18 protein-coding genes are annotated in these 18,598 nt (G+C 58.2%); 7 read left to right on the top strand and 11 right to left on the bottom strand.

The features are described from left to right. Nucleotides 1-27: 27 nt before the first annotated feature. Nucleotides 28-408: a hypothetical protein gene (locus AC0TOF_RS06465; RefSeq protein ID WP_473767596.1), complete on the bottom strand. Its 381-nt coding sequence runs from the start codon at nucleotides 406-408 to the stop codon at nucleotides 28-30. Between the two features lie 215 nt (nucleotides 409-623). Here AC0TOF_RS06465 and dnaE point away from each other — a divergent pair, with 215 nt between their 5' ends. Beyond that, nucleotides 624-4,115: a DNA polymerase III subunit alpha gene (gene dnaE, locus AC0TOF_RS06460; protein WP_473767595.1), complete on the top strand. Its 3,492-nt coding sequence runs from the start codon at nucleotides 624-626 to the stop codon at nucleotides 4,113-4,115. 132 nt (nucleotides 4,116-4,247) lie between these two features. Here the strand turns inward: dnaE and AC0TOF_RS06455 are convergent, their stop codons facing one another. Next, entirely contained in the window at nucleotides 4,248-4,889 is a 642-nt protein-coding gene (locus AC0TOF_RS06455) for an NAD(P)-dependent oxidoreductase (protein WP_473767594.1), read from the bottom strand. Nucleotides 4,890-5,172: 283 nt separating this feature from the next. Between AC0TOF_RS06455 and AC0TOF_RS06450 the strand changes: the two genes are divergently transcribed. Continuing rightward, nucleotides 5,173-5,586: a winged helix-turn-helix transcriptional regulator gene (locus tag AC0TOF_RS06450; RefSeq protein ID WP_122000126.1), complete on the top strand. Its 414-nt coding sequence runs from the start codon at nucleotides 5,173-5,175 to the stop codon at nucleotides 5,584-5,586. 55 nt (nucleotides 5,587-5,641) lie between these two features. Then, the gene (locus tag AC0TOF_RS06445; RefSeq protein ID WP_473767593.1) at nucleotides 5,642-5,839 is read left to right on the top strand and encodes a DUF3008 family protein; all 198 of its coding nucleotides are present in this window, start codon (nucleotides 5,642-5,644) and stop codon (nucleotides 5,837-5,839) included. A gap of 45 nt (nucleotides 5,840-5,884) precedes the next feature. Here the strand turns inward: AC0TOF_RS06445 and bspC are convergent, their stop codons facing one another. After that, complete coding sequence (gene bspC / locus AC0TOF_RS06440; RefSeq protein ID WP_473767592.1) at nucleotides 5,885-6,310, bottom strand: type IV secretion system effector BspC; 426 nt, start codon at nucleotides 6,308-6,310, stop codon at nucleotides 5,885-5,887. Nucleotides 6,311-6,428: 118 nt separating this feature from the next. Then, nucleotides 6,429-7,481, bottom strand: coding sequence for an extensin-like domain-containing protein (locus AC0TOF_RS06435; RefSeq protein WP_473767591.1), 1,053 nt, complete (start codon nucleotides 7,479-7,481; stop codon nucleotides 6,429-6,431). Between the two features lie 334 nt (nucleotides 7,482-7,815). Here AC0TOF_RS06435 and rpsD point away from each other — a divergent pair, with 334 nt between their 5' ends. The 3 genes from rpsD to AC0TOF_RS06420 all read left to right on the top strand — a co-directional run bounded on the left by rpsD (nucleotide 7,816) and on the right by AC0TOF_RS06420 (nucleotide 10,332). Further along, the gene (gene rpsD, locus AC0TOF_RS06430; RefSeq protein WP_122000129.1) at nucleotides 7,816-8,433 is read left to right on the top strand and encodes a 30S ribosomal protein S4; all 618 of its coding nucleotides are present in this window, start codon (nucleotides 7,816-7,818) and stop codon (nucleotides 8,431-8,433) included. Between the two features lie 209 nt (nucleotides 8,434-8,642). Then, nucleotides 8,643-9,515, top strand: coding sequence for a tRNA 2-thiocytidine(32) synthetase TtcA (gene ttcA, locus AC0TOF_RS06425; RefSeq protein WP_122000246.1), 873 nt, complete (start codon nucleotides 8,643-8,645; stop codon nucleotides 9,513-9,515). Next, entirely contained in the window at nucleotides 9,505-10,332 is an 828-nt protein-coding gene (locus AC0TOF_RS06420) for an inositol monophosphatase family protein (RefSeq protein ID WP_473767590.1), read from the top strand. Before ttcA ends, AC0TOF_RS06420 begins: the two co-directional genes overlap by 11 nt. A 362-nt stretch (nucleotides 10,333-10,694) precedes the next feature. Here the strand turns inward: AC0TOF_RS06420 and AC0TOF_RS06415 are convergent, their stop codons facing one another. From AC0TOF_RS06415 to AC0TOF_RS06395, 5 genes are all read right to left on the bottom strand, one after another. Beyond that, complete coding sequence (locus tag AC0TOF_RS06415) at nucleotides 10,695-11,960, bottom strand: multidrug effflux MFS transporter (RefSeq protein WP_473767589.1); 1,266 nt, start codon at nucleotides 11,958-11,960, stop codon at nucleotides 10,695-10,697. A gap of 181 nt (nucleotides 11,961-12,141) precedes the next feature. Next, complete coding sequence (gene grxD / locus AC0TOF_RS06410) at nucleotides 12,142-12,474, bottom strand: Grx4 family monothiol glutaredoxin (protein ID WP_112587901.1); 333 nt, start codon at nucleotides 12,472-12,474, stop codon at nucleotides 12,142-12,144. Between the two features lie 184 nt (nucleotides 12,475-12,658). After that, the gene (locus AC0TOF_RS06405) at nucleotides 12,659-12,892 is read right to left on the bottom strand and encodes a BolA/IbaG family iron-sulfur metabolism protein (protein ID WP_006466620.1); all 234 of its coding nucleotides are present in this window, start codon (nucleotides 12,890-12,892) and stop codon (nucleotides 12,659-12,661) included. A gap of 224 nt (nucleotides 12,893-13,116) precedes the next feature. After that, entirely contained in the window at nucleotides 13,117-15,339 is a 2,223-nt protein-coding gene (purL, locus tag AC0TOF_RS06400; protein WP_473767588.1) for a phosphoribosylformylglycinamidine synthase subunit PurL, read from the bottom strand. A gap of 174 nt (nucleotides 15,340-15,513) precedes the next feature. Next, nucleotides 15,514-16,920 carry an aminotransferase-like domain-containing protein gene (locus AC0TOF_RS06395; RefSeq protein ID WP_473767587.1) on the bottom strand — a complete coding sequence of 469 codons (1,407 nt, stop codon included), beginning with the start codon at nucleotides 16,918-16,920 and terminating at the stop codon, nucleotides 15,514-15,516. Between the two features lie 157 nt (nucleotides 16,921-17,077). Between AC0TOF_RS06395 and AC0TOF_RS06390 the strand changes: the two genes are divergently transcribed. Then, complete coding sequence (locus AC0TOF_RS06390) at nucleotides 17,078-17,365, top strand: DUF1127 domain-containing protein (RefSeq protein WP_473767586.1); 288 nt, start codon at nucleotides 17,078-17,080, stop codon at nucleotides 17,363-17,365. 49 nt (nucleotides 17,366-17,414) lie between these two features. Here the strand turns inward: AC0TOF_RS06390 and AC0TOF_RS06385 are convergent, their stop codons facing one another. Together AC0TOF_RS06385 and AC0TOF_RS06380 are read right to left on the bottom strand one after the other, a co-directional pair. Beyond that, nucleotides 17,415-17,816, bottom strand: coding sequence for a hypothetical protein (locus AC0TOF_RS06385; RefSeq protein ID WP_473767585.1), 402 nt, complete (start codon nucleotides 17,814-17,816; stop codon nucleotides 17,415-17,417). Nucleotides 17,817-17,881: 65 nt separating this feature from the next. Further along, nucleotides 17,882-18,529 carry a glutathione S-transferase family protein gene (locus AC0TOF_RS06380; protein ID WP_473767584.1) on the bottom strand — a complete coding sequence of 216 codons (648 nt, stop codon included), beginning with the start codon at nucleotides 18,527-18,529 and terminating at the stop codon, nucleotides 17,882-17,884. Between the last annotated feature and the right edge of the window lie 69 nt (nucleotides 18,530-18,598).

Genomic DNA, 18,598 nt, shown 5'->3' with positions numbered 1-18,598 from the left:
TGCGTCTCCGCCTGAACAGGCCCTCGTTCAAAGCCCGGCAGCACTACCATCCCACTGTTCTTCCGTGGTCCGTGCTGCGGTTGTGTATTCACTATTCGTAAACCCTAAAATGAATGCCGTTGCAAAACGGGTGTTGACTTTGGAACAAAAATAGAACAAAAAATAAACATACGTGAACATAGAGGAGTTTCTCACATGACCGATCTCGTCCACGACGTTCTGTCTTTCATTTCGGTAAGCCTGTTCATTGCAACTTTCGCCATCTGGGTGAGCGCGATTTGAAGGAAATAGAGCATGTCTCCCAAAGGCGGGAACCGGTTTTGGGGACAAGGACATGCGCAAAAACTGGAAATGCTTCGGCGGGTTCCTGTGAACCCGCGCCAGGGCGGCGATAGTCTCACTGGACATCGCCACATCATTCCCCGAAACTGATGCTTTCAGGCGACAGAGTCGCCAGCCGTGATGAATCACGAATGTGGTTCATGCTTGAAGCAATGTGCTATCACGCGGCTACTGTATCGGCTCGAAGATCGAAATCGATTTTCGGAAAGTCCGATGCATGGATTTGGAGCGCCGGATGTATGTCCATCCGGGCGGCTCGGCAGATGATCGGGGTCGATGGAATGAGTGATGCAGCAGCAGCCAGCGCAGCAAATGACGGTGCTTTGACGCCACGTTTCGTGCATCTGCGTGTACACTCGGCCTATTCCTTGCTGGAGGGCGCATTGCCGCTCGGCAAGATCATCAAACAGGCGATTGCCGATGAGGCACCGGCTATCGCAGTCACCGACACCAACAATCTGTTCGGTGCGCTTGAATTTGCGCAGAAGGCATCGAAGGACGGGCTGCAACCCATCATCGGTTGTCAGGTCGATGTCGCCTTCGGCGACCACAATGATAATGGCCGCAGCGTCAATCGCCGTGTTGCGCTGGACCTTGCCCCGATCGTGCTGCTCGCGGCAACGGAAGAGGGCTATGCGAACATCGTGCGGCTCGTCAGTCGCGCGTTTCTGGAAACACCGGCAGGTGATCCGGTGCATATTGAGGCCAGCTGGCTGCCGCCATTGGCGAAAGATGTCATCGTGCTTTCAGGCGGCGCACTGGGACCGATCGGCCGGGCTTTTGCCGCCGACCGTCCCGACAGGGCCGAGGCGCGGCTGGCTTTCCTGCGGGAAGCCTTCGGCGACAGGCTCTACGTCGAATTGCAGCGTCAGGCAGGCTACGACCGTGCGCTGGAGGCAAAGACGGTGGCGCTTGCCTATGAGATGGACCTGCCTCTGGTGGCCACCAATGAGGCGTTCTTTCTCAAGGCGGAAGATTTTGAGGCCCATGATGCGCTTCTCGCCATTGCGGAAGGCCAGATTCTCTCAAATGATGATCGCCGCCGCCTGACGCCGGATCATCATCTGAAAAGCCGTGCGGAAATGGCGGCACTCTTTGCCGATCTGCCGGAAGCGCTCGAAAACACGGTGGAGATTGCCCAGCGCTGCAGCTGGTACACACAGACGCGCAAGCCGATCCTGCCGCGCTTCACGGGCGAATCGGACGATCCGGAAGCGGCCGTTCAGGCCGAGGCTGACGAGCTGGCGCGGCAGGCGCGCGAAGGCCTGAAGATGCGCCTTGAAACGGCGGGCCTCGCGGAAGGCTATACGGCGGAGCAATATGCCGAGCGTCTCGAATACGAGATCGGCATCATCACCCGCATGAAGTTCCCCGGCTACTTCCTGATCGTTGCCGACTTCATCAAATGGGCCAAGGCCCATGGCATTCCGGTCGGGCCTGGCCGTGGTTCGGGTGCCGGTTCGCTCGTCGCCTATGCGCTGACGATTACCGACGTCGATCCACTGCGTTTCTCCCTGCTTTTCGAACGCTTCCTGAACCCGGACCGCGTTTCGATGCCCGACTTCGATATCGATTTCTGTCAGGATCGCCGCGAAGAGGTGATCCGCTATGTGCAGGAAAAATACGGGCGCGATCAGGTTGCGCAGATCATCACTTTCGGAACCTTGCAGGCCCGCGCCGTGCTGCGCGACGTGGGGCGCGTTCTGGAAATGCCTTACGGTCAGGTCGACCGTCTCTGCAAGCTGGTGCCGCAGAACCCGGCCAATCCTGTGTCGCTGGCGCAGGCAATCGACACCGAGCCGAAGATCAACGAGGAGCGCGAGAAGGAGCCGGTCGTCGGGCGGCTTCTCGATATGGCGCTCAAGCTGGAGGGGCTTTACCGCCACGCCTCGACCCACGCCGCCGGTATCGTGATCGGCGACCGTCCGTTGTCGGAACTGGTGCCCATGTATCGCGATCCGCGCTCCGACATGCCGGTCACCCAGTTCAACATGAAATGGGTCGAGCAGGCGGGACTGGTCAAGTTCGACTTTCTCGGCCTCAAGACGCTGACCGTTCTGGAAACGGCGGTCAAGCTGGTGGCGCGCAAGGGCATCGAGATCGACCTGTCCCATGTGCCGCTCGATGATCCGCTCACCTATGAAATGCTGTCGCGCGGCGAAACGGTCGGCGTGTTCCAGGTTGAAAGTGCGGGTATGCGTAAAGCGCTGCTCGGCATGCGCCCGGACCGGATTGAGGACATTATTGCGCTTGTGGCGCTTTATCGTCCCGGCCCGATGGAGAATATCCCGACCTATAATGCGCGCAAGAACGGCGAGGAGGAGATTGCCTCCATTCACCCGAAGATCGACCACCTGATCAAGGAAACGCAGGGCGTTATCGTCTATCAGGAACAGGTGATGCAGATCGCGCAGGTGCTGTCCGGCTATTCGCTCGGTGAAGCTGACCTTCTGCGCCGCGCCATGGGCAAGAAGATCCGCGAGGAGATGGACAAGCAGCGCGTCCGTTTTGTGGATGGCGCGATTGAGGGCGGCGTCGACAAGGCGCAGGCCAACATGATCTTCGACTTGCTGGCCAAGTTCGCCGACTATGGCTTCAACAAGTCGCACGCCGCCGCTTATGCCATCGTCTCCTACCAGACGGCCTATATGAAGGCGCATTACCCGGTCGAGTTCCTCGCCGCGTCGATGACCTACGATATGTCGAACACCGACAAGCTCAACGATTTCCGCCGCGAGGCGAACCGTCTGGGCATTGAGGTCGTGCCGCCATCGGTGATGACTTCCTTCCGTCCGTTCGAGGTTGGCGAGAAAAAGATTTTCTACTCGCTCGCCGCCATCAAGGGCGTCGGCGAGGCGGCTGTCGATCATATTGTCGAGGTGCGGGCCGAAAAGCCTTTTGAAAGCCTTGAGGATTTCTGCGAGCGGGTCGATCCGCGCATCGTCAACCGGCGAGTGCTGGAAAGCCTCATCAATGCCGGCGCGATGGATTGCTTCGGTCGCGAACGCCCGGCCATGAGTGCGGGCATGGACCGCATCATGGGCTTTGCCCAGCGCACGCAGGAAAATGCCGCAAGCGGCCAGTCCGATATTTTCGGCCTGTCCGGCGCGCCCAAGGAAAAGCTTATCCTGCCGCAGGCAGCACCCTGGCTGCCATCGGAAATGCTGCATCGCGAGTTTCAGGCGGTCGGCTTCTATCTGTCGGCGCATCCGCTCGATGAATATCGCGACGTGCTGAACCGCATGCGCGTTCAAAGCTGGGCGGATTTCTCCGCCGCCGTCAAGCGCGGCGCCAATGCCGGGCGTCTGGCAGGCACCGTCACAGCGCGGCAGGAGCGCAAGACCCGCACCGGCAACAAGATGGGTATTGTGTCATTGTCGGACGCCAGCGGCCAGTTCGAGGCGGTGCTGTTTTCAGAAGGTCTGGCGCAATATCGCGATCTGCTGGAAAGCGGCAAGTCGGTGGTGATCACGGTTCAGGCGGAAAACCGTCCCGAGGGCATTGGCTTGCGCATCCAGACAGTGCAGTCGCTCGAAGATGAGGCCTGCCGGATGCAAAAGGCGATGCGGCTTTATCTGCGCTCGGCCGATGCGGTCCGTCATATCGCGCCGCATTTCAACACGCGCGGCGACGGGCAGGTGAGTCTCATCGTCATCAAGGATAACGGCCAGCGGGAAGTCGAGATCGAGCTGCCGCATCGCTATCGCGTCAGTCCGCAGATCGCCAGCGCCATGAAATCCATCCAGGGCGTCGTGGACGTGGAGCTGGTTTGAGATAATTAAGGCAAAACGGGGGCGGACCCGTTTTGCGGTCTGCTTGCGCGAAAAACCGGTGGCGACGGAGCTTTTTCACCACCGATTTTGCGGCGAACGCCTGTCAAAAACATGGCGTTTTTGTGATTGGCATCAATAGGCGGCTGTGAAGCGCTTGCGGATATGCTGGCCTTTTTCTGCCTCGTCCAGAATGGCGACGGCCAGATCAGCGACCGAAATCTTGCTTTCGCCCTTGTCGTCGAACACTGGTTCGTCTCCGCCGAGACGATATTTTCCGGTGCGTTCACCCGGCTGGAGAATGATCGCTGGCGACACCAATGTCCATTCCAGTCCATCCTCGCCGCGCAGGTCTTCAAGTGCCTGACGCGCCCCGAGCGCGCCTTCCTTCCATTCAGCAGGGAACTCTGGCGAGTCGACCAATTGCTTGCCGTTGATCGAAAGGCTGCCAGCGCCGCCAACCGCTATCAGGCGCTTGATGCCGACTTTCTTGGTGGCTTCGGTGATGGAGCGGCTGCCATTGATGTGCTTTTCGCGGATATCCTTGTCGCTCCAGCCCGGATTGTAGGCCGAAATTACGATGTCGTGGCCTGCAAGCTGGCTTGCAAGCGCATCGGTGTCGAACACGTCAGCCTTCACTGCGGTAACATTGGCAAGCTTTTCAACTTTCTCGGGATGGCGAACCAGCGCGGTCACCTGATTGCCGCGTGCTGCGGCTTCCTTGAGAATTGCGGCGCCCACAAATCCCGTTGCGCCGATGAGTGCGATCTTGACCATGATATTCTCCTTCTCGCATCGAACGAATTAAGGTATGTTTCACAAGCAAGTTATTTCTGATAACCACATAAGTCATGCCGCAATGCTTGTGAAGAACGCACTTTTACATGGTCAGGATACATGGAAGTAACCGTGCCAAAGGCAAGGGTTCAGAGGAGGGAAGGAGCTTCCCAGTCTGTTTATAGCATTGTTTTAAAACATTATTTTCCGTATGCCGCCGCGCTTCTGGAAGGAAGCCAGCGTCGACGGTGAAATGGAGGGCCGGTTTTTCCGGAGAAACAAGATGACCATACCGACACGTCCTGATGGCAAGACGCCTTTGCTCTCTTCGACGCCTGCCTTTGAAACCGGTGATGACGGTTCCTGCCCGATCCGCGAAGTGCTGGACCGGGTTGGCGACACCTGGAGCATCCTCGTCATTTTCAACCTTCAGGGTGGTTCCATGCGTTTCAATGCGCTGCGGCGCGCCATTGAAGGAATCTCGCAGCGCATGCTGACTGTCACGCTGCGGTCGCTGGAGCGGGATGGCCTTGTGTCACGGCATGTGCGTCCGACATCCCCGCCGGAAGTGGAATATTCGCTGACCGAACTGGGGCATTCTCTGGCTGTTCCCATCGACGTGCTGGGTCAGTGGGCCGTCAGAAACCGCGCAGCCCTTCGCGTTGCGCGTTCACGTTTTGACGGAAACGGCGATTAATCCGGAACCGGCCCCCTCCATATGCGTTCCTCCTGTCGAAACAGGGAGAAGGCTAATGCCCGCAAAATCACAGGCCCAACAGAAAGCAGCCGGTGCAGCCCTTGCCGCCAAGCGCGGTGAAATGAAGAAGAGCGAACTCTTTGGTGCGTCGAAACAAATGTATGAATCGATGAGCGAAAAGGAACTGGAAGAATTCGCGGAGACCAGACGCAAGGGGTTGCCGCAGCACAAGGAAAGCGGAAAGAAGCATTGAATGAAATGGCGAGCGCCATCAGGCACTCGCCGCAATTGTTGTATCTTACTTGCCCGCCGCGCTTGGAGCGAGTTCGATCGCCTTCAGCTTGCCGTCGGTAATGCCGCAGCGCAGCATGATGCTGTCCCATTTCGCAGAAACGCCCTTGTTGCGCGCTCCGCCGGGAACCGAAATCACAGCGGAAACCTTACGCGGGTCGCTGGAACTGAATTTCGAAGACTTGTCATTGGTTTGAGCAGCAGAAATGTCGTCCTTGGTAAAGCCGAGGCGGTCATATTTCTTGCTTTTCTTCACATAATCATAGGCGCTCGCAATGCAGTCCGCGATCTGTGGGGCTGCCTGTTGATCCTTCACCAGAGTCTGGTAATTCGCCGTAAAATCCTTCGTTCTCTTCGGAACGGCGTCCGCATGAGCGGCGGCGGAAAAGCCAAGTGCGAAAAAGACGGAAAATATGAGTTTGGTCGATTTCATGCCCATGTCCTTCTGGAAACCCGCCATTCACCGCGATTGGCAGGATTGAACCGATAATGGAAAGCAGCTTACAGGCGCAATTCTGATTTTTTTATGAAATTCCGATGCTTACGATAGCTCATTGGCAAATGCGTGCAAGACAGGATTTGCCATGGCACCCCTGATCGAGATGCATGTTGGTGCGATGCGCGGCATCGCCGTCCGGACCGATGACGGTCATGAAAAGCTTGCAACTTGCGCTGTGCACCGCACGCCAGAAAGCCTTTTCCTTGTCCGCGCCATTCCAGCCGCTTTCCAGCCGGGTTTTGCTGCCGTCTGAAAACGTAAACGACATGATGTCGAGCGCATTGGCGAAGGCGTGCTCGGAAACCCGCCCCGACGAAGCGCCGTTTACCTTCCGGCATTGATAATTCGAGCCGACGCCGATTTCGGTGATTTTTGAACCCGGACCGTAAACATCCTTCGCGACCTTTGCGACCGCGGTGCTCCACTGCGCCAGCGTCACCGCCATCGCGCAATTCGTGGTCACCGCATTGGCGAATTTCAAAGGCTCTTCCTTGCCGATGGCGGTCAGGGACAAAGGGGAATGAACGCCGCATTGCTCGCCGTCCTTGATCGGAGGCAGGAGCTTGCCCTCGACTTCTCCGGAAATCAGGGCCGGGCAGGACACCTGATAGATTCGCTCGGAGCTTTCCGGCTTGGCTTCCTGCCGCTTGTCGTCCGTCTGCTTCGGACTGCCAGCCGGTTCTGAAGGTTTCGCCGGAAGATCCGGGGGTGGAGGAGGGGCGGTGCGCGGCTGCTCCTGCGGTTTCGTATCCGGCTTTTCCTCGGGAACGGGTGTGGTTTCCGGTTCCGGTTTAATCTTTCCCGGTTCCTCGGGGCGCGGGGCGGGGATTGGCACGGGCAGGGCGATGCCGGGTTCTGCTTCAGCCTTTGGTGTGGGTCTTGCCGTTTGTTGCTTTGCGGGGGATTTCCTTTGTGTGTGCCTCGCCGCCGGGCGTTTGCGATGTGGCTTTGCCTTCTGTGCGTCCTGTTTGAGAATGCGTTCGATGAAGGTCTGCGCCTGCGCCTCGCCGGAAAAAGTGCCGGATAAAGACGGTATCGTAACGAGCCCAAGCGCGATCAGAGCGGTAAATGCATCCTTGCCGGACGGAAGCAAAAACAGAGCCATTGAAGCCTCATGAGTAGAAGTTCAGTCAGGGCTAATGATGAAACAGGGAATGGCGTTCCTTCACGCTTGATGGCAGGGCGTAGCAAATGGTAGGAAACACGTGCCGAACACCGGTTTTTCCGGCTTTTTCGACCCTGCGCGCTTGACAAGACAATAGCTGCATGACTAAAAGCCGCCCATCGCTGGCGCGTATTCGCACCGGCGTTTCATTTGACGTGTCCCGTGGATGAAGATTGCGCTCGCGCGCTTCATCCTGTCAGTTCTCCGAAAGGAGGGCAGAGGAGGGCGCGTTTCCTCCAGCGCCTCCGGCGCTATAACCTTTGAAGGAAATGCGATGAGCAAGCGCGAATCCGCTAAGTACAAAATTGATCGCCGTCTTGGCGAAAACATCTGGGGCCGTCCGAAGTCCCCGGTAAACCGTCGTGAATATGGCCCGGGCCAGCACGGCCAGCGCCGCAAGGGCAAGCTGTCGGACTTCGGTGTGCAGCTGCGCGCAAAGCAGAAGCTCAAGGGCTTCTACGGCGACATCTCCGAAAAGCAGTTCCGCAAGACCTATGAAGAAGCCGCTCGCCGCAAGGGCGACACCGGTGAAAACCTGATCGGTCTGCTGGAATCGCGTCTCGACGCAGTCGTATACCGCGCCAAGTTCGTTCCGACGATCTTCGCTGCCCGCCAGTTCATCAACCACGGCCACGTGAATGTGAACGGTCGCCGCGTCAACATCCAGTCCTACCGCCTGAAGGCCGGTGACGTTGTTGAAGTCCGCGAAAAGTCGAAGCAGCTGGTTATCGTTCTCGAAGCTATTCAGCTCGCAGAACGTGATGTTCCGGAATATATCGAAGTCGATCACAACAAGCTGGTTGCGACCTACTCCCGCGTTCCGACCCTTTCGGATGTGCCTTACGCCGTCCAGATGGAACCGAACCTGGTCGTTGAATTCTATTCGCGTTAATCCTGTGCGCGCTCAGGCGCGCCGGATATATACCGAAATCGAAAAGCCGCGCTGTGCATGCAGCGCGGCTTTTTCCTTTTCAGCAAAAGTGCGACGCAGTTTTGCGTAGGATCGGGCACTTCACGGCAAAGAATTGCGGTTTCCCGGTTTTCCCTGCGCCAGCTTTTGGGTATGAAGCCTGCAACATCCTCAATTTTTCGGGAAGCCCGATGAACGCTTTCGATCCTGATATTGCCGAAGACGCCGACGGCAGCGGCTGTCATCCCCTGTTCCGCGATGTGCCGGCCACGGTGGAATTCAACAAGTTGCGCAAGCGCCTCCTGCGTCTGACGCGACAGGCCATCGAGGATTTCTCGATGGTGAAGCCCGGCGAGCGCTGGATGGTCTGCCTTTCAGGTGGCAAGGATTCCTACGGTCTGCTGGCGCTGCTGCTTGATCTCAAATGGCGCGGCCTGCTGCCGGTGGAACTGCTGGCGGTCAATCTCGATCAGGGCCAGCCGAATTTTCCCAAGCATATTTTGCCGGATTTTCTCAATCGTTACGGGATCGAACACCGGATCGAATATCAGGATACCTATTCCATCGTCACCGACAAGCTGCCGGAAACGAGCACCTATTGCTCGCTCTGCTCGCGCCTGCGTCGTGGCAATCTCTATAGGGTTGCGCGTGAGGAAGGCTGTTCGGCGGTTGTTCTCGGTCATCACCGGGAAGACATTCTCGAAACCTTTTTCATGAACCTGTTCCACGGCGGACGGCTGGCTGCGATGCCGCCGAAGCTGGTCAATGACGAGGGCGACCTGATGGTGTTCCGCCCGCTGGCTTATGCGGCGGAAGACGATCTCGAAAAATTTGCGACTGCGATGCAGTTCCCGATCATTCCATGCGATCTGTGCGGCAGTCAGGACGGGTTGCAGCGCAACGCGATGAAAGCCATGCTGACCGACATCGAAAAGCGCATGCCGGGGCGCAAGGACACGATGATCCGCGCCATGACGAATGTGCGCCCGAGCCATCTGCTGGATCGCAAGCTGTTCGATTTCGCAGGACTGATGTTGAACGGCGAGGGCGATCATGCGGTTTGATGAAGGGCAGATGGAATGGCTGGCGGATTTGCTGGCCGATGCGGCGCGACAGGAAATCATGCCGCGATTCCGCAGGCTGGATGCTGGCGATATAAGGCAGAAGACCTCAGCCGCCGATCTGGTGACGGAAGCGGATGTGAATGCTGAACGGTACATCACCGCAAGGCTCAAGGAACGCTTTGCCGACGCGGTGATTGTCGGTGAGGAAGCGTGTTCCGACGATCCCGCTTTGCTTGGCGGTCTCGATGATGCGGAGCTTGCCTTCACAATTGACCCCGTTGACGGCACTTTCAACTTTGCCTCCGGCGTTCCGCTTTTTGGCGTGATGCTGGCGGTTGTGTCGAAAGGTGAAACCGTTGCCGGTATCATTCACGATCCTGTCGGTAATGACTGGATCATGGCTTCGAAGGGCGGCGGGAGCTACATTCGCCGCGCCAGTGGCGATGTGAGCCGGGTCAGCGTTGCCGAACCGGCTCCGATCGATCAGATGACCGGCTCGATTTCGTGGCAGTATACAGCGGAGCCGATGCGGTCGCGCCTGGCGCGCAATCATACGAAATTCCTGTCGCAGATTGGCTATCGCTGCGCGGCGCACGAATATCGGATTATCGCAACCGGCGGCGCGCATTTCGCGGTCTATAACAAGTTGATGCCCTGGGATCATCTGCCCGGAGCCTTGATCCATCAGGAAGCGGGCGGCTATCTGGCGCGGTGGGATGGAAGCGCATATCTGCCGTCCCACACCGGCGGCGGGCTTCTGGTGGCGCCGAGCAAGGAGAGCTGGCAGTCCATTCAGGCCGCACTTTGGGAAGAATAGCTGGTCGTGGCTGCCAGCTTGTGTTTTCCGCGGTAGCGCATTATATTGGCGGAGTGGGTTGGAAGCGCCTACTCCCAACCCGTTTCGCTTACGTAAAGAATGTGACCCGCACGTAGCATTGCCAGCCCGTGCGGGTTTTCTTTATCGTCAGCGTGATACTCACGGGTAATAGACCCATTTGCGTCACTCCGGTTCGAGAGCAAAGCTCTTGCCAAAGTCGAGGTGGCTTATCCTCCCCGATGCGCCTGCTGGCCGACGCGTTCTGCTTTTGCTCCCGAAACACCAATTGATAACATGTGTATGGCATAAGAAAAGCCCGCTAATGATGAGCGGGCTTTGATCGTTTCTTACTGATATTTAAATCAGATCACGTGTTCCGCGCGCGGGTTCTGCGCCCGGAACAACCGTCCGCGTTCGGCAATCAGTACGCAGCCCAGAGCCACAAATCCGAGCACGCAATAGCCGGTCGCAACTGGTGTCGTGGTGCCGTCGAAGGACTGGCCAATGACTGCGCCCAATGCCGCGCCGATCACGGTCTGGGCGAAGCCCAGAACGGAGGAGGCCGTCCCGGCAACCTCACCGAGCGGCTCCATTGCTAGCGCGTTGAAATTGGCGGTCACGAGGCTGAACGAGAACATGATGGTCATGTAGATCGCCATCAGGATCGGAAAGGGAACCGGCCCTTCCATCATGACCGACAGCACCATCCACAAAAGGCTGAACCCGGTGAAGACAAGCAGCATCGTCTGGGAAATCCGGCGCATGCCGAAGCGGCCAACCAGGCGCGAGTTCAGGAACGAAGCAAGCGCCAGCGTCATGGCGACGGCGGCAAAAGCGACCGGGAACAACGCGCCGAGCTTGTAAATTTCGACGAAAATCTGCTGTGCGGAATTGATATAGCCGAACAGTGCGCCGAGGATGAACGAGGTGCCGAGCGTGTAGAACAGGGCGACGCGGTTCGACAGAACGATTCCGAAGCCGCCGATCACGCTCTTGACCGTCAGCGGGCGCCGATTGGATACAGGCAGCGTTTCGGGCAGGCGAAGGAAGGCCCATATGCCGACAATGAGCGCCATCACGGCCATCGACAGAAAGATCAGGTGCCACTCGCCGAAAAGCATGATGAGCTGGCCCGTCGCCGGTGCAACCACAGGCAGGATCATGAATACCATCGTGACAAGCGACATGACTTCGGCCATCTGGCGTCCGGCGAACTTGTCGCGGACGACCGAGACGGCGATCACGCGGGTACCGGCTGCGCCGAGGCCCTGCAATACGCGCAGGACGATAAGCGTCGTAAAATCGGTCACGACCGCCGCTGCAAGGGCTGCCGCGATATAGATGGCCAGTCCGCCGAACAGCGGCAGCCTGCGGCCGAAGCGGTCGCTCAACGGTCCATAGAACAGCTGTGAAACGCCGAAACCGAGCAGATAGGCGGTAATGACGAACTGGACGTGGTTTTCCGACTGAATGCCAAGGCTTGCGCCGATCTGCGGGAGGCCGGGCAGCATGACGTCCACCGCCAGCGCATTGATGGCCATGATGGCTGCGATAAGCGCGATGAATTCGCCACGCCCATACATGGAGGTTTTCTGGTCCGGCGAACCGTTCTTGATGTCGAGCGGCATGACTGGCATTCCCTGGCAAGGTGACGCATCGCGTCGGGAGACACGATACGAAAGACAAAATTTTGAAAGCAGAAGCCGACAGATCGAATCCGTCGTTGAGCATCTAGCAAAACGCGAAAGGCGCCGTTGAACGGCGCCTTTGAAAAAGTGAGACTAAAGCCGTATAACCGGCAATTAATCCTCAAGCAGCCTTGGTTGCAATACCTTTATCGGTAAAAAGTGCCTGCAACTCGTTTGACTGGAACATTTCGCGCACGATATCGCAGCCGCCGACGAATTCGCCCTTCACATAAAGCTGGGGGATGGTTGGCCAGCTGGAATATTCCTTGATGCCCTGACGCAGTTCGTCAGAGGACAGGACGTTGACGCCCTTATATTCCACGCCGAGATAGTCGAGGATCTGGACGACCTGACCGGAGAAACCGCACTGCGGGAAACCCGGCGTGCCCTTCATGAAAAGCACGACGTCGTTGGTCTTCACTTCATTGTCGATGAAATCGTTGATGCCGGTCATTTGCGGTCCTTTCAAAATGCCGGCCCAAATTCCGGCACAGGATGGGAGGATATCTCCCATATAATCGCTTTGAATGCTGGTAACCACCCGGATCGGGTGAAAGCAAGTCAAATGCGCGAGAAATTTGCTTTCGCGGGAGCAACATCTTGCCGCAGCGGACGCTGTTCCCGCGAAAGAACCCGTATTACTCCGGTACGCTCGTCTGCAATGCGAGCGCGTGCAGCACGCCGCCCATATTGCCCTTCAGCGCATCATAGACCATCTGGTGCTGCTGCACGCGGGACTTGCCACGAAAACTTTCCGCGACAACCTCGGCGGCATAATGGTCTCCGTCACCGGCAAGGTCGCGGATCGTCACCTTTGCGTCGGGAATCCCCTCGCGTATCAGTTTTTCGATCTCATGTGCGTCCATAGCCATGCAAAATCTCCTGCCGTTTCCGGCCTTTTCTTATCGTTCTGTCGAATCGTAACGCACCATCGTGGAACGTCAACAACCATCTGTCTAACGCTTAAATCAAAGACAAGCAAACCGCCCGGACAGGCTTTCCATCCGGGCGGCAATTAAAGCATTTCCAGCAAAAGTGCGAAGCGGTTTTGCGTAGGATAATGCGTAAAATAAAGAGTTCAGGCGTGCGGGGCAGGTCAGTTATCGCTGACCGGCTCGCCACTCATGAAGCCGGGGAACCAGCCTTCAAAGGCACCAGCCAGATCGGCGACGCTGACATCGACAAGGCTGCCAATCTTCAGGCGGTCGCCGCCAACCGTGCCGAGCACGCGGAACGGAACGCCTGCGCCTTCGGCATTCAGCGCAACGAGCTTTGCCATTTCCGCCGTGGCCGCGACGACATAGCGCGCCTGATCTTCACCGAAAAGAACGGCATGCGGCAGGCCGTCGCCGGCATCGAGTTCAGCGCCCTTGCCGGACTTGATCGCCATTTCGGCAACCGCAATCGCCAGACCGCCATCGGAGAGGTCATGGCAGGCCGTAACCTGACCGTTGCGGATGGCGGAGCGGACAAACTCGCCGTTGCGCTTTTCAAGCGCGAGATCGACGAAAGGCGCGGGGCCATCGGCGCGGTCGAACAGATCGCGCAGATAGACCGACTGGCCAAGATGCGTGCCGTCACCGCCAAGCAGAATGAGCGTATCGCCGTCCTGCATGCCGCCGATCTTCGCCATCTGCGACCAGTCGGGGATGAGGCCCACGCCCGCAATGGTCGGGGTCGGCAGAATGGCCTGGCCGTTGGTCTCGTTATAAAGCGAGACATTGCCGGAAACGATCGGGAAATCCAGCGCGCGGCAGGCTTCGCCAATGCCTTCGATGGCCTTGACGAGCTGGCCCATGATTTCCGGCTTTTCAGGGTTGCCGAAGTTCAGATTGTCGGTAGCAGCCAGCGGTTCCGCGCCGGTCGCGGTGATGTTGCGCCAGCATTCGGCAACGGCCTGCTTGCCGCCTTCAAACGGGTCCGCTTCGCAATAGCGCGGCGTCACGTCCGACGAGAAGGCGAGCGCCTTGGTTTCATGGCCTTCGACGCGGATCACACCGGCGTCGCCGCCCGGCACCTGCAAGGAATTGCCCTGAATGAGCGTATCATACTGCTCATAGACCCAGCGGCGCGACGAAAGATCGGGCGAGCCGATCAGCTTGAGCAGGGCAGCGGAATAGTCTTCCACCTGCGGCACATTGCTGGCAGGCAGCGGCGCGTGCTTGCCCGGCTCCATCCACGGACGATCATATTCCGGCGCTTCATCGCCCAGGTCCTTGATCGGCAGATTGGCGACTTCCTCGCCCTGATGGATGACGCGGAAGCGCAGATCGTCAGTCGTCTTGCCAACGATGGCGAAGTCGAGGCCCCATTTGCGGAAAATGGCCTGAGCTTCTGCTTCCTTTTCCGGCTTCAGAACCATGAGCATGCGCTCCTGGCTTTCCGAAAGCATCATTTCATAGGCCGTCATGCTCTCTTCGCGGACCGGAACATGATCGAGGATCAGTTCGATTCCGAGATCGCCCTTGGCGCCCATTTCGACCGCCGAGCAGGTGAGGCCCGCCGCGCCCATGTCCTGAATGGCGATGACCGCGCCGGAAGCCATCAGTTCGAGGCAGGCTTCAAGCAGGCATTTTTCGGTAAATGGATCGCCCACCTGAACGGTCGGGCGCTTTTCCTCGATCGACTCGTCGAATTCAGCCGATGCCATCGTTGCGCCGCCGACGCCATCGCGGCCCGTCTTCGCGCCAAGATAAACGACCGGCAGGCCGACGCCCTTGGCTTCCGACAGGAAGATGCCGTCATGCTTGGCCAGACCGGCAGCAAATGCATTGACGAGGATGTTGCCGTTATAACGCTTGTCGAAATTCACCTCGCCGCCAACGGTTGGCACGCCAAAGGCATTGCCATAACCGCCAACGCCGGAAACGACGCCCGAGACGAGGTGACGGGTTTTGGGATGGTCCGGTTCGCCGAAGCGCAGCGCATTCATGGCTGCTACAGGGCGCGCGCCCATGGTGAACACGTCGCGCAGGATGCCGCCAACGCCGGTCGCCGCACCCTGATAGGGCTCGATATAGGAGGGGTGGTTGTGGCTTTCCATCTTGAAGACGACGCAATCGCCATCACCAATATCCACCACGCCCGCGTTTTCACCGGGGCCCTGAATAACGCGCGGCCCGGTTGTCGGAAGCGTGCGCAGCCATTTCTTGGAGGACTTGTAGGAGCAATGCTCGTTCCACATGGCCGAGAAAATCCCCAGCTCCGTGAAGGTGGGTTCGCGTCCGATCAGTTCAAGAATGCGCTGATACTCGTCCGGCTTAAGACCATGCGCTTCGATCAATTCCGGCGTGATGTCTCGCGTATTGGAAATAGTCATGGAAATGGGGAACCCCGTCACAGGCTGCGGCACCCGAAAAACCCTCTGCCGAAGGCTGGATACCTAAGGTTTCAAGGCGCCTCTTTAACCTATGTTTTCACGAAGTGCGACAGGAAAATACCGCTTTCCCGGCCTCAATCGCATATCAGTAACGATAAAACGGAGCGAAGCCTGTCAGACGCTTCCCTCATATCCGGCCTGTTCGTTTTCAAGCAGGCGACGCAGCGTCAGAAAACCGTTTTCGACCACCTCGCGATCGGCGGGCGAGGAGAAGGCAACGCGGACCCGGTGATAAATCTGGTCCACACGTCCGGCCTTGAACTCGTCCTCATCATCGATCAGGATTCCGCTTTCATAGGCTGCGGCCTTGAAGGTTCCCGAAAGCCACGGTTCGGGCAAGCTCATCCACAGAAACGGGATCGTGGGTCGGGAGACAAAATCGAACCCGCTGAAAGTTTTGCGGGCTATTTCCTCGCGCGCGATGGTTTCTTCACGGCATTTGGCGTGAATGGCATCTGCCTCGCCGGACAATACAAGCTGTGCGCCGGTTTCAGCGAGCAGGAATGCTGCGCCGCCCGTAACCATCTTGTGCGTCACCTTCACCCGCTGCGCGCAATGCGCCGGGCAGGCGACCCATCCGCTGCGTATGCCTGCGGCCACGGCCTTGGACAGACCGGAAACAACGAATGTGCGTTCCGGCGCAAGGCTTGCCAGGGGCGGCATCGGGCTCTGGCACATAACGCCGTAAATATCGTCCTCAATCAGCCAGACATTGTAACGCCGGGCAATGTCGGCAATGGCGCGACGCCGTTCTTCCGGCATGACGGACAAAGTCGGATTGTGCAGGGTCGGCATCAGGAAGGCGAGGGTCGGGTGCTGCTGGCGGCAGGCGCGTTCGAATTCTTCCGGGATCAGGCCATATTCATCCAGCCCCGCCTGAATGGTGCGCCGCCCGAGCAGGCGTACCGAGCGGCTGATCTGGGCATAGGTCAGATTTTCGAAAAGGATGCGATCGCCGGGATTCGTGAAGGCTGTGATAATGGCAATGCTTGCCGCCTGCGCGCCATTGGTGACGACAATGTTGTCGAGGTCCGGCTGCCAGCCCGCTCGCGAAAGCCATTTTTGCCCGGCTTCCAGCCAGTGCTGCGGAAAGTAGCGCGAATAGCTTGCTATATCCTGCGGAAAATCCCGGTGAACATCCGCATTGATACTGGCCAGAATTTCGTGCTGGCCGACATCCGGCGCCGCCGTGGTGTCGAAGCGAATTTTCCCCGCAGGAACATCGGCAGGCTTGGTCCCGGCAATGCCGGAGGCGGACAGCGCATTGTCTGCCGGTTCTTCGCCCAGAACATAGGTTCCCCGGCCAACTTCGCCGGTGACAAGGCCGCGCTCATGGGCGAGGGCGTAGGCGCGCCCGATTGTGCCGATTGTCACCTTCAGGTCGAAGGCCAGATTGCGTTGCGGCGGCAGCTTCGTGCCCGCAGGCAATCCGCCATTTCCGATTGCCTCTTCGATGGCGTCGGCAAGCTGCAGGTAAAACGGGCCGGTCTTGCCGGAAAGGTCTGGAAGCCAATTTGTCATGGTGACAACTTATAAATTGTACCTATTGCCAAGTCAATTATAGAGTCAATTCGTCGCTATTTAGAGCGTATCCCGAAAAGCGTGAAACGGTTTCAGGCGCACAAACGCCTGGCTATCTGCTTTCCAGCTCCCAACTGGCAAAGAATGGACCGAGACAATGTTCTACTTCAGACCGCAGACCGAGACAATAGATACAATTCTTCCCATGCCCGTGGCTGATACGGCTGCGGATCTGCCGAAAGGATTGCAGGTGCATCTGGCAACAGCCGCACAGCCGCGAGGCGGATATTTACGGTGGGTCTTGAATTGGCTGTCTTATCGAATGATGCTGCGGCGCAGCCGGATCGCCCTGGGTGAACTGACCGATGATCAGTTACGCGACATCGGCCTCCAGCGTTGTGAAGCAGAGCGCGAAGCGCGCAAGGTGCGCTTTCACCTACGTTGAAATCTGTCGCGGAAAGCCAATTTCGGCGTTTCCGCGACGCATCTTGTGATTACTGGCAGCCGCTCTGGCCCGACGCCCAGCGGTTGACATCGGCGGCGATGCGTCCGCCGTGGCTTTCTCCCATCATGGGGCCGAAGGTCTCGACACGAGCCGGATTTCCCTGCGCCTGCACGACAAGCAATGGACGCGATGCCGGATTGCGGGCTGGCACGACCAGAATGCGCGGACGTCCGGTAAAGGAGTTCAGCTCCGGCGCAAGCGTATAACCGCGGAAATCCTTGTCCTTGGATTTGAACCAGCAGCTATTTGCTGCCAGCGCGATGCGCTCCATGGTTGGAAGCGCCGCCTTTTTGACATCGACGGCAGTGGGTGCCGTGGGTTTGCTGGAGGTGCAGGCCGCAAGCATTGCAATGGCCGGGAGGGCCAGAAGAGCGAAAGTCTTGGTCTTCAAGGAGGGGCTCCGATAGTGCGTGCCTTCCAAAAGGCACGCATGAGATGTGGGCGGGGGTAAATATTTCAGGCGAGTTGCGGCATGAAGGCCTTCAGTCCGTCGCTCATCTCGTTCCAGATGCGCTCGAAAGCCGGATGCTGTTTCGCCTTGGCTTCATATGCATCAAATTTCGGGAATTCGTCCAGCAAATCCGCTTTGTCGGAAAGCTTCTTCAACGGTTCCATGAGAAAACGCACCGGCAACAGCCAGCAGTCGGCAAGGGTCGGCTCGTCTCCGGCGGCGAAAGCCTTGTCCGAGAGGCGGCTTTCAACCACTTTCAGTCCCGTATGCATCTTGTCGAACAGGCGCTCGATGCTTGCGCTGTCACGCTCCGGCTTGCTCAACAGGATGAACAGTTTCATTGCGGGGCCGAGAACTTCAAGCTCCGTCACGCGCGCCAGAAGCCGGATCAGGGCGCGTTCGCGCGGGGTGCCGGGCAACACAGGCGTTTCGGGGAAATGATCTTCGAGATATTCGGCGATGACCGCGGCTTCGAACAGCGTTTCGCCGGAACTGGTGGTCAACACCGGAATGCGGCGCAGCGGCGTGATATTGGCGAAATCGGCCGGAAACGGGTAGGGCAGGTTCATGGGCTTGAACGGCAGGTCCTTGAGATAGAGAACGCCGCGCACGAAAGATGAGTAGGGGGAGAGAGGCCTGGAATATAGCTGCATGATTGAATATCCCCTGATTCTTTATCGCTAAAATCTGTGAGGCATTTCCAGCAAAAATGTGGACGATTT

Source organism: Ochrobactrum sp. PL_is501, from assembly GCF_055816895.1.
The sequence above is the reverse complement of the archived record's forward strand: the minus strand, read 5'-3'. Positions and strand labels throughout refer to the sequence as shown.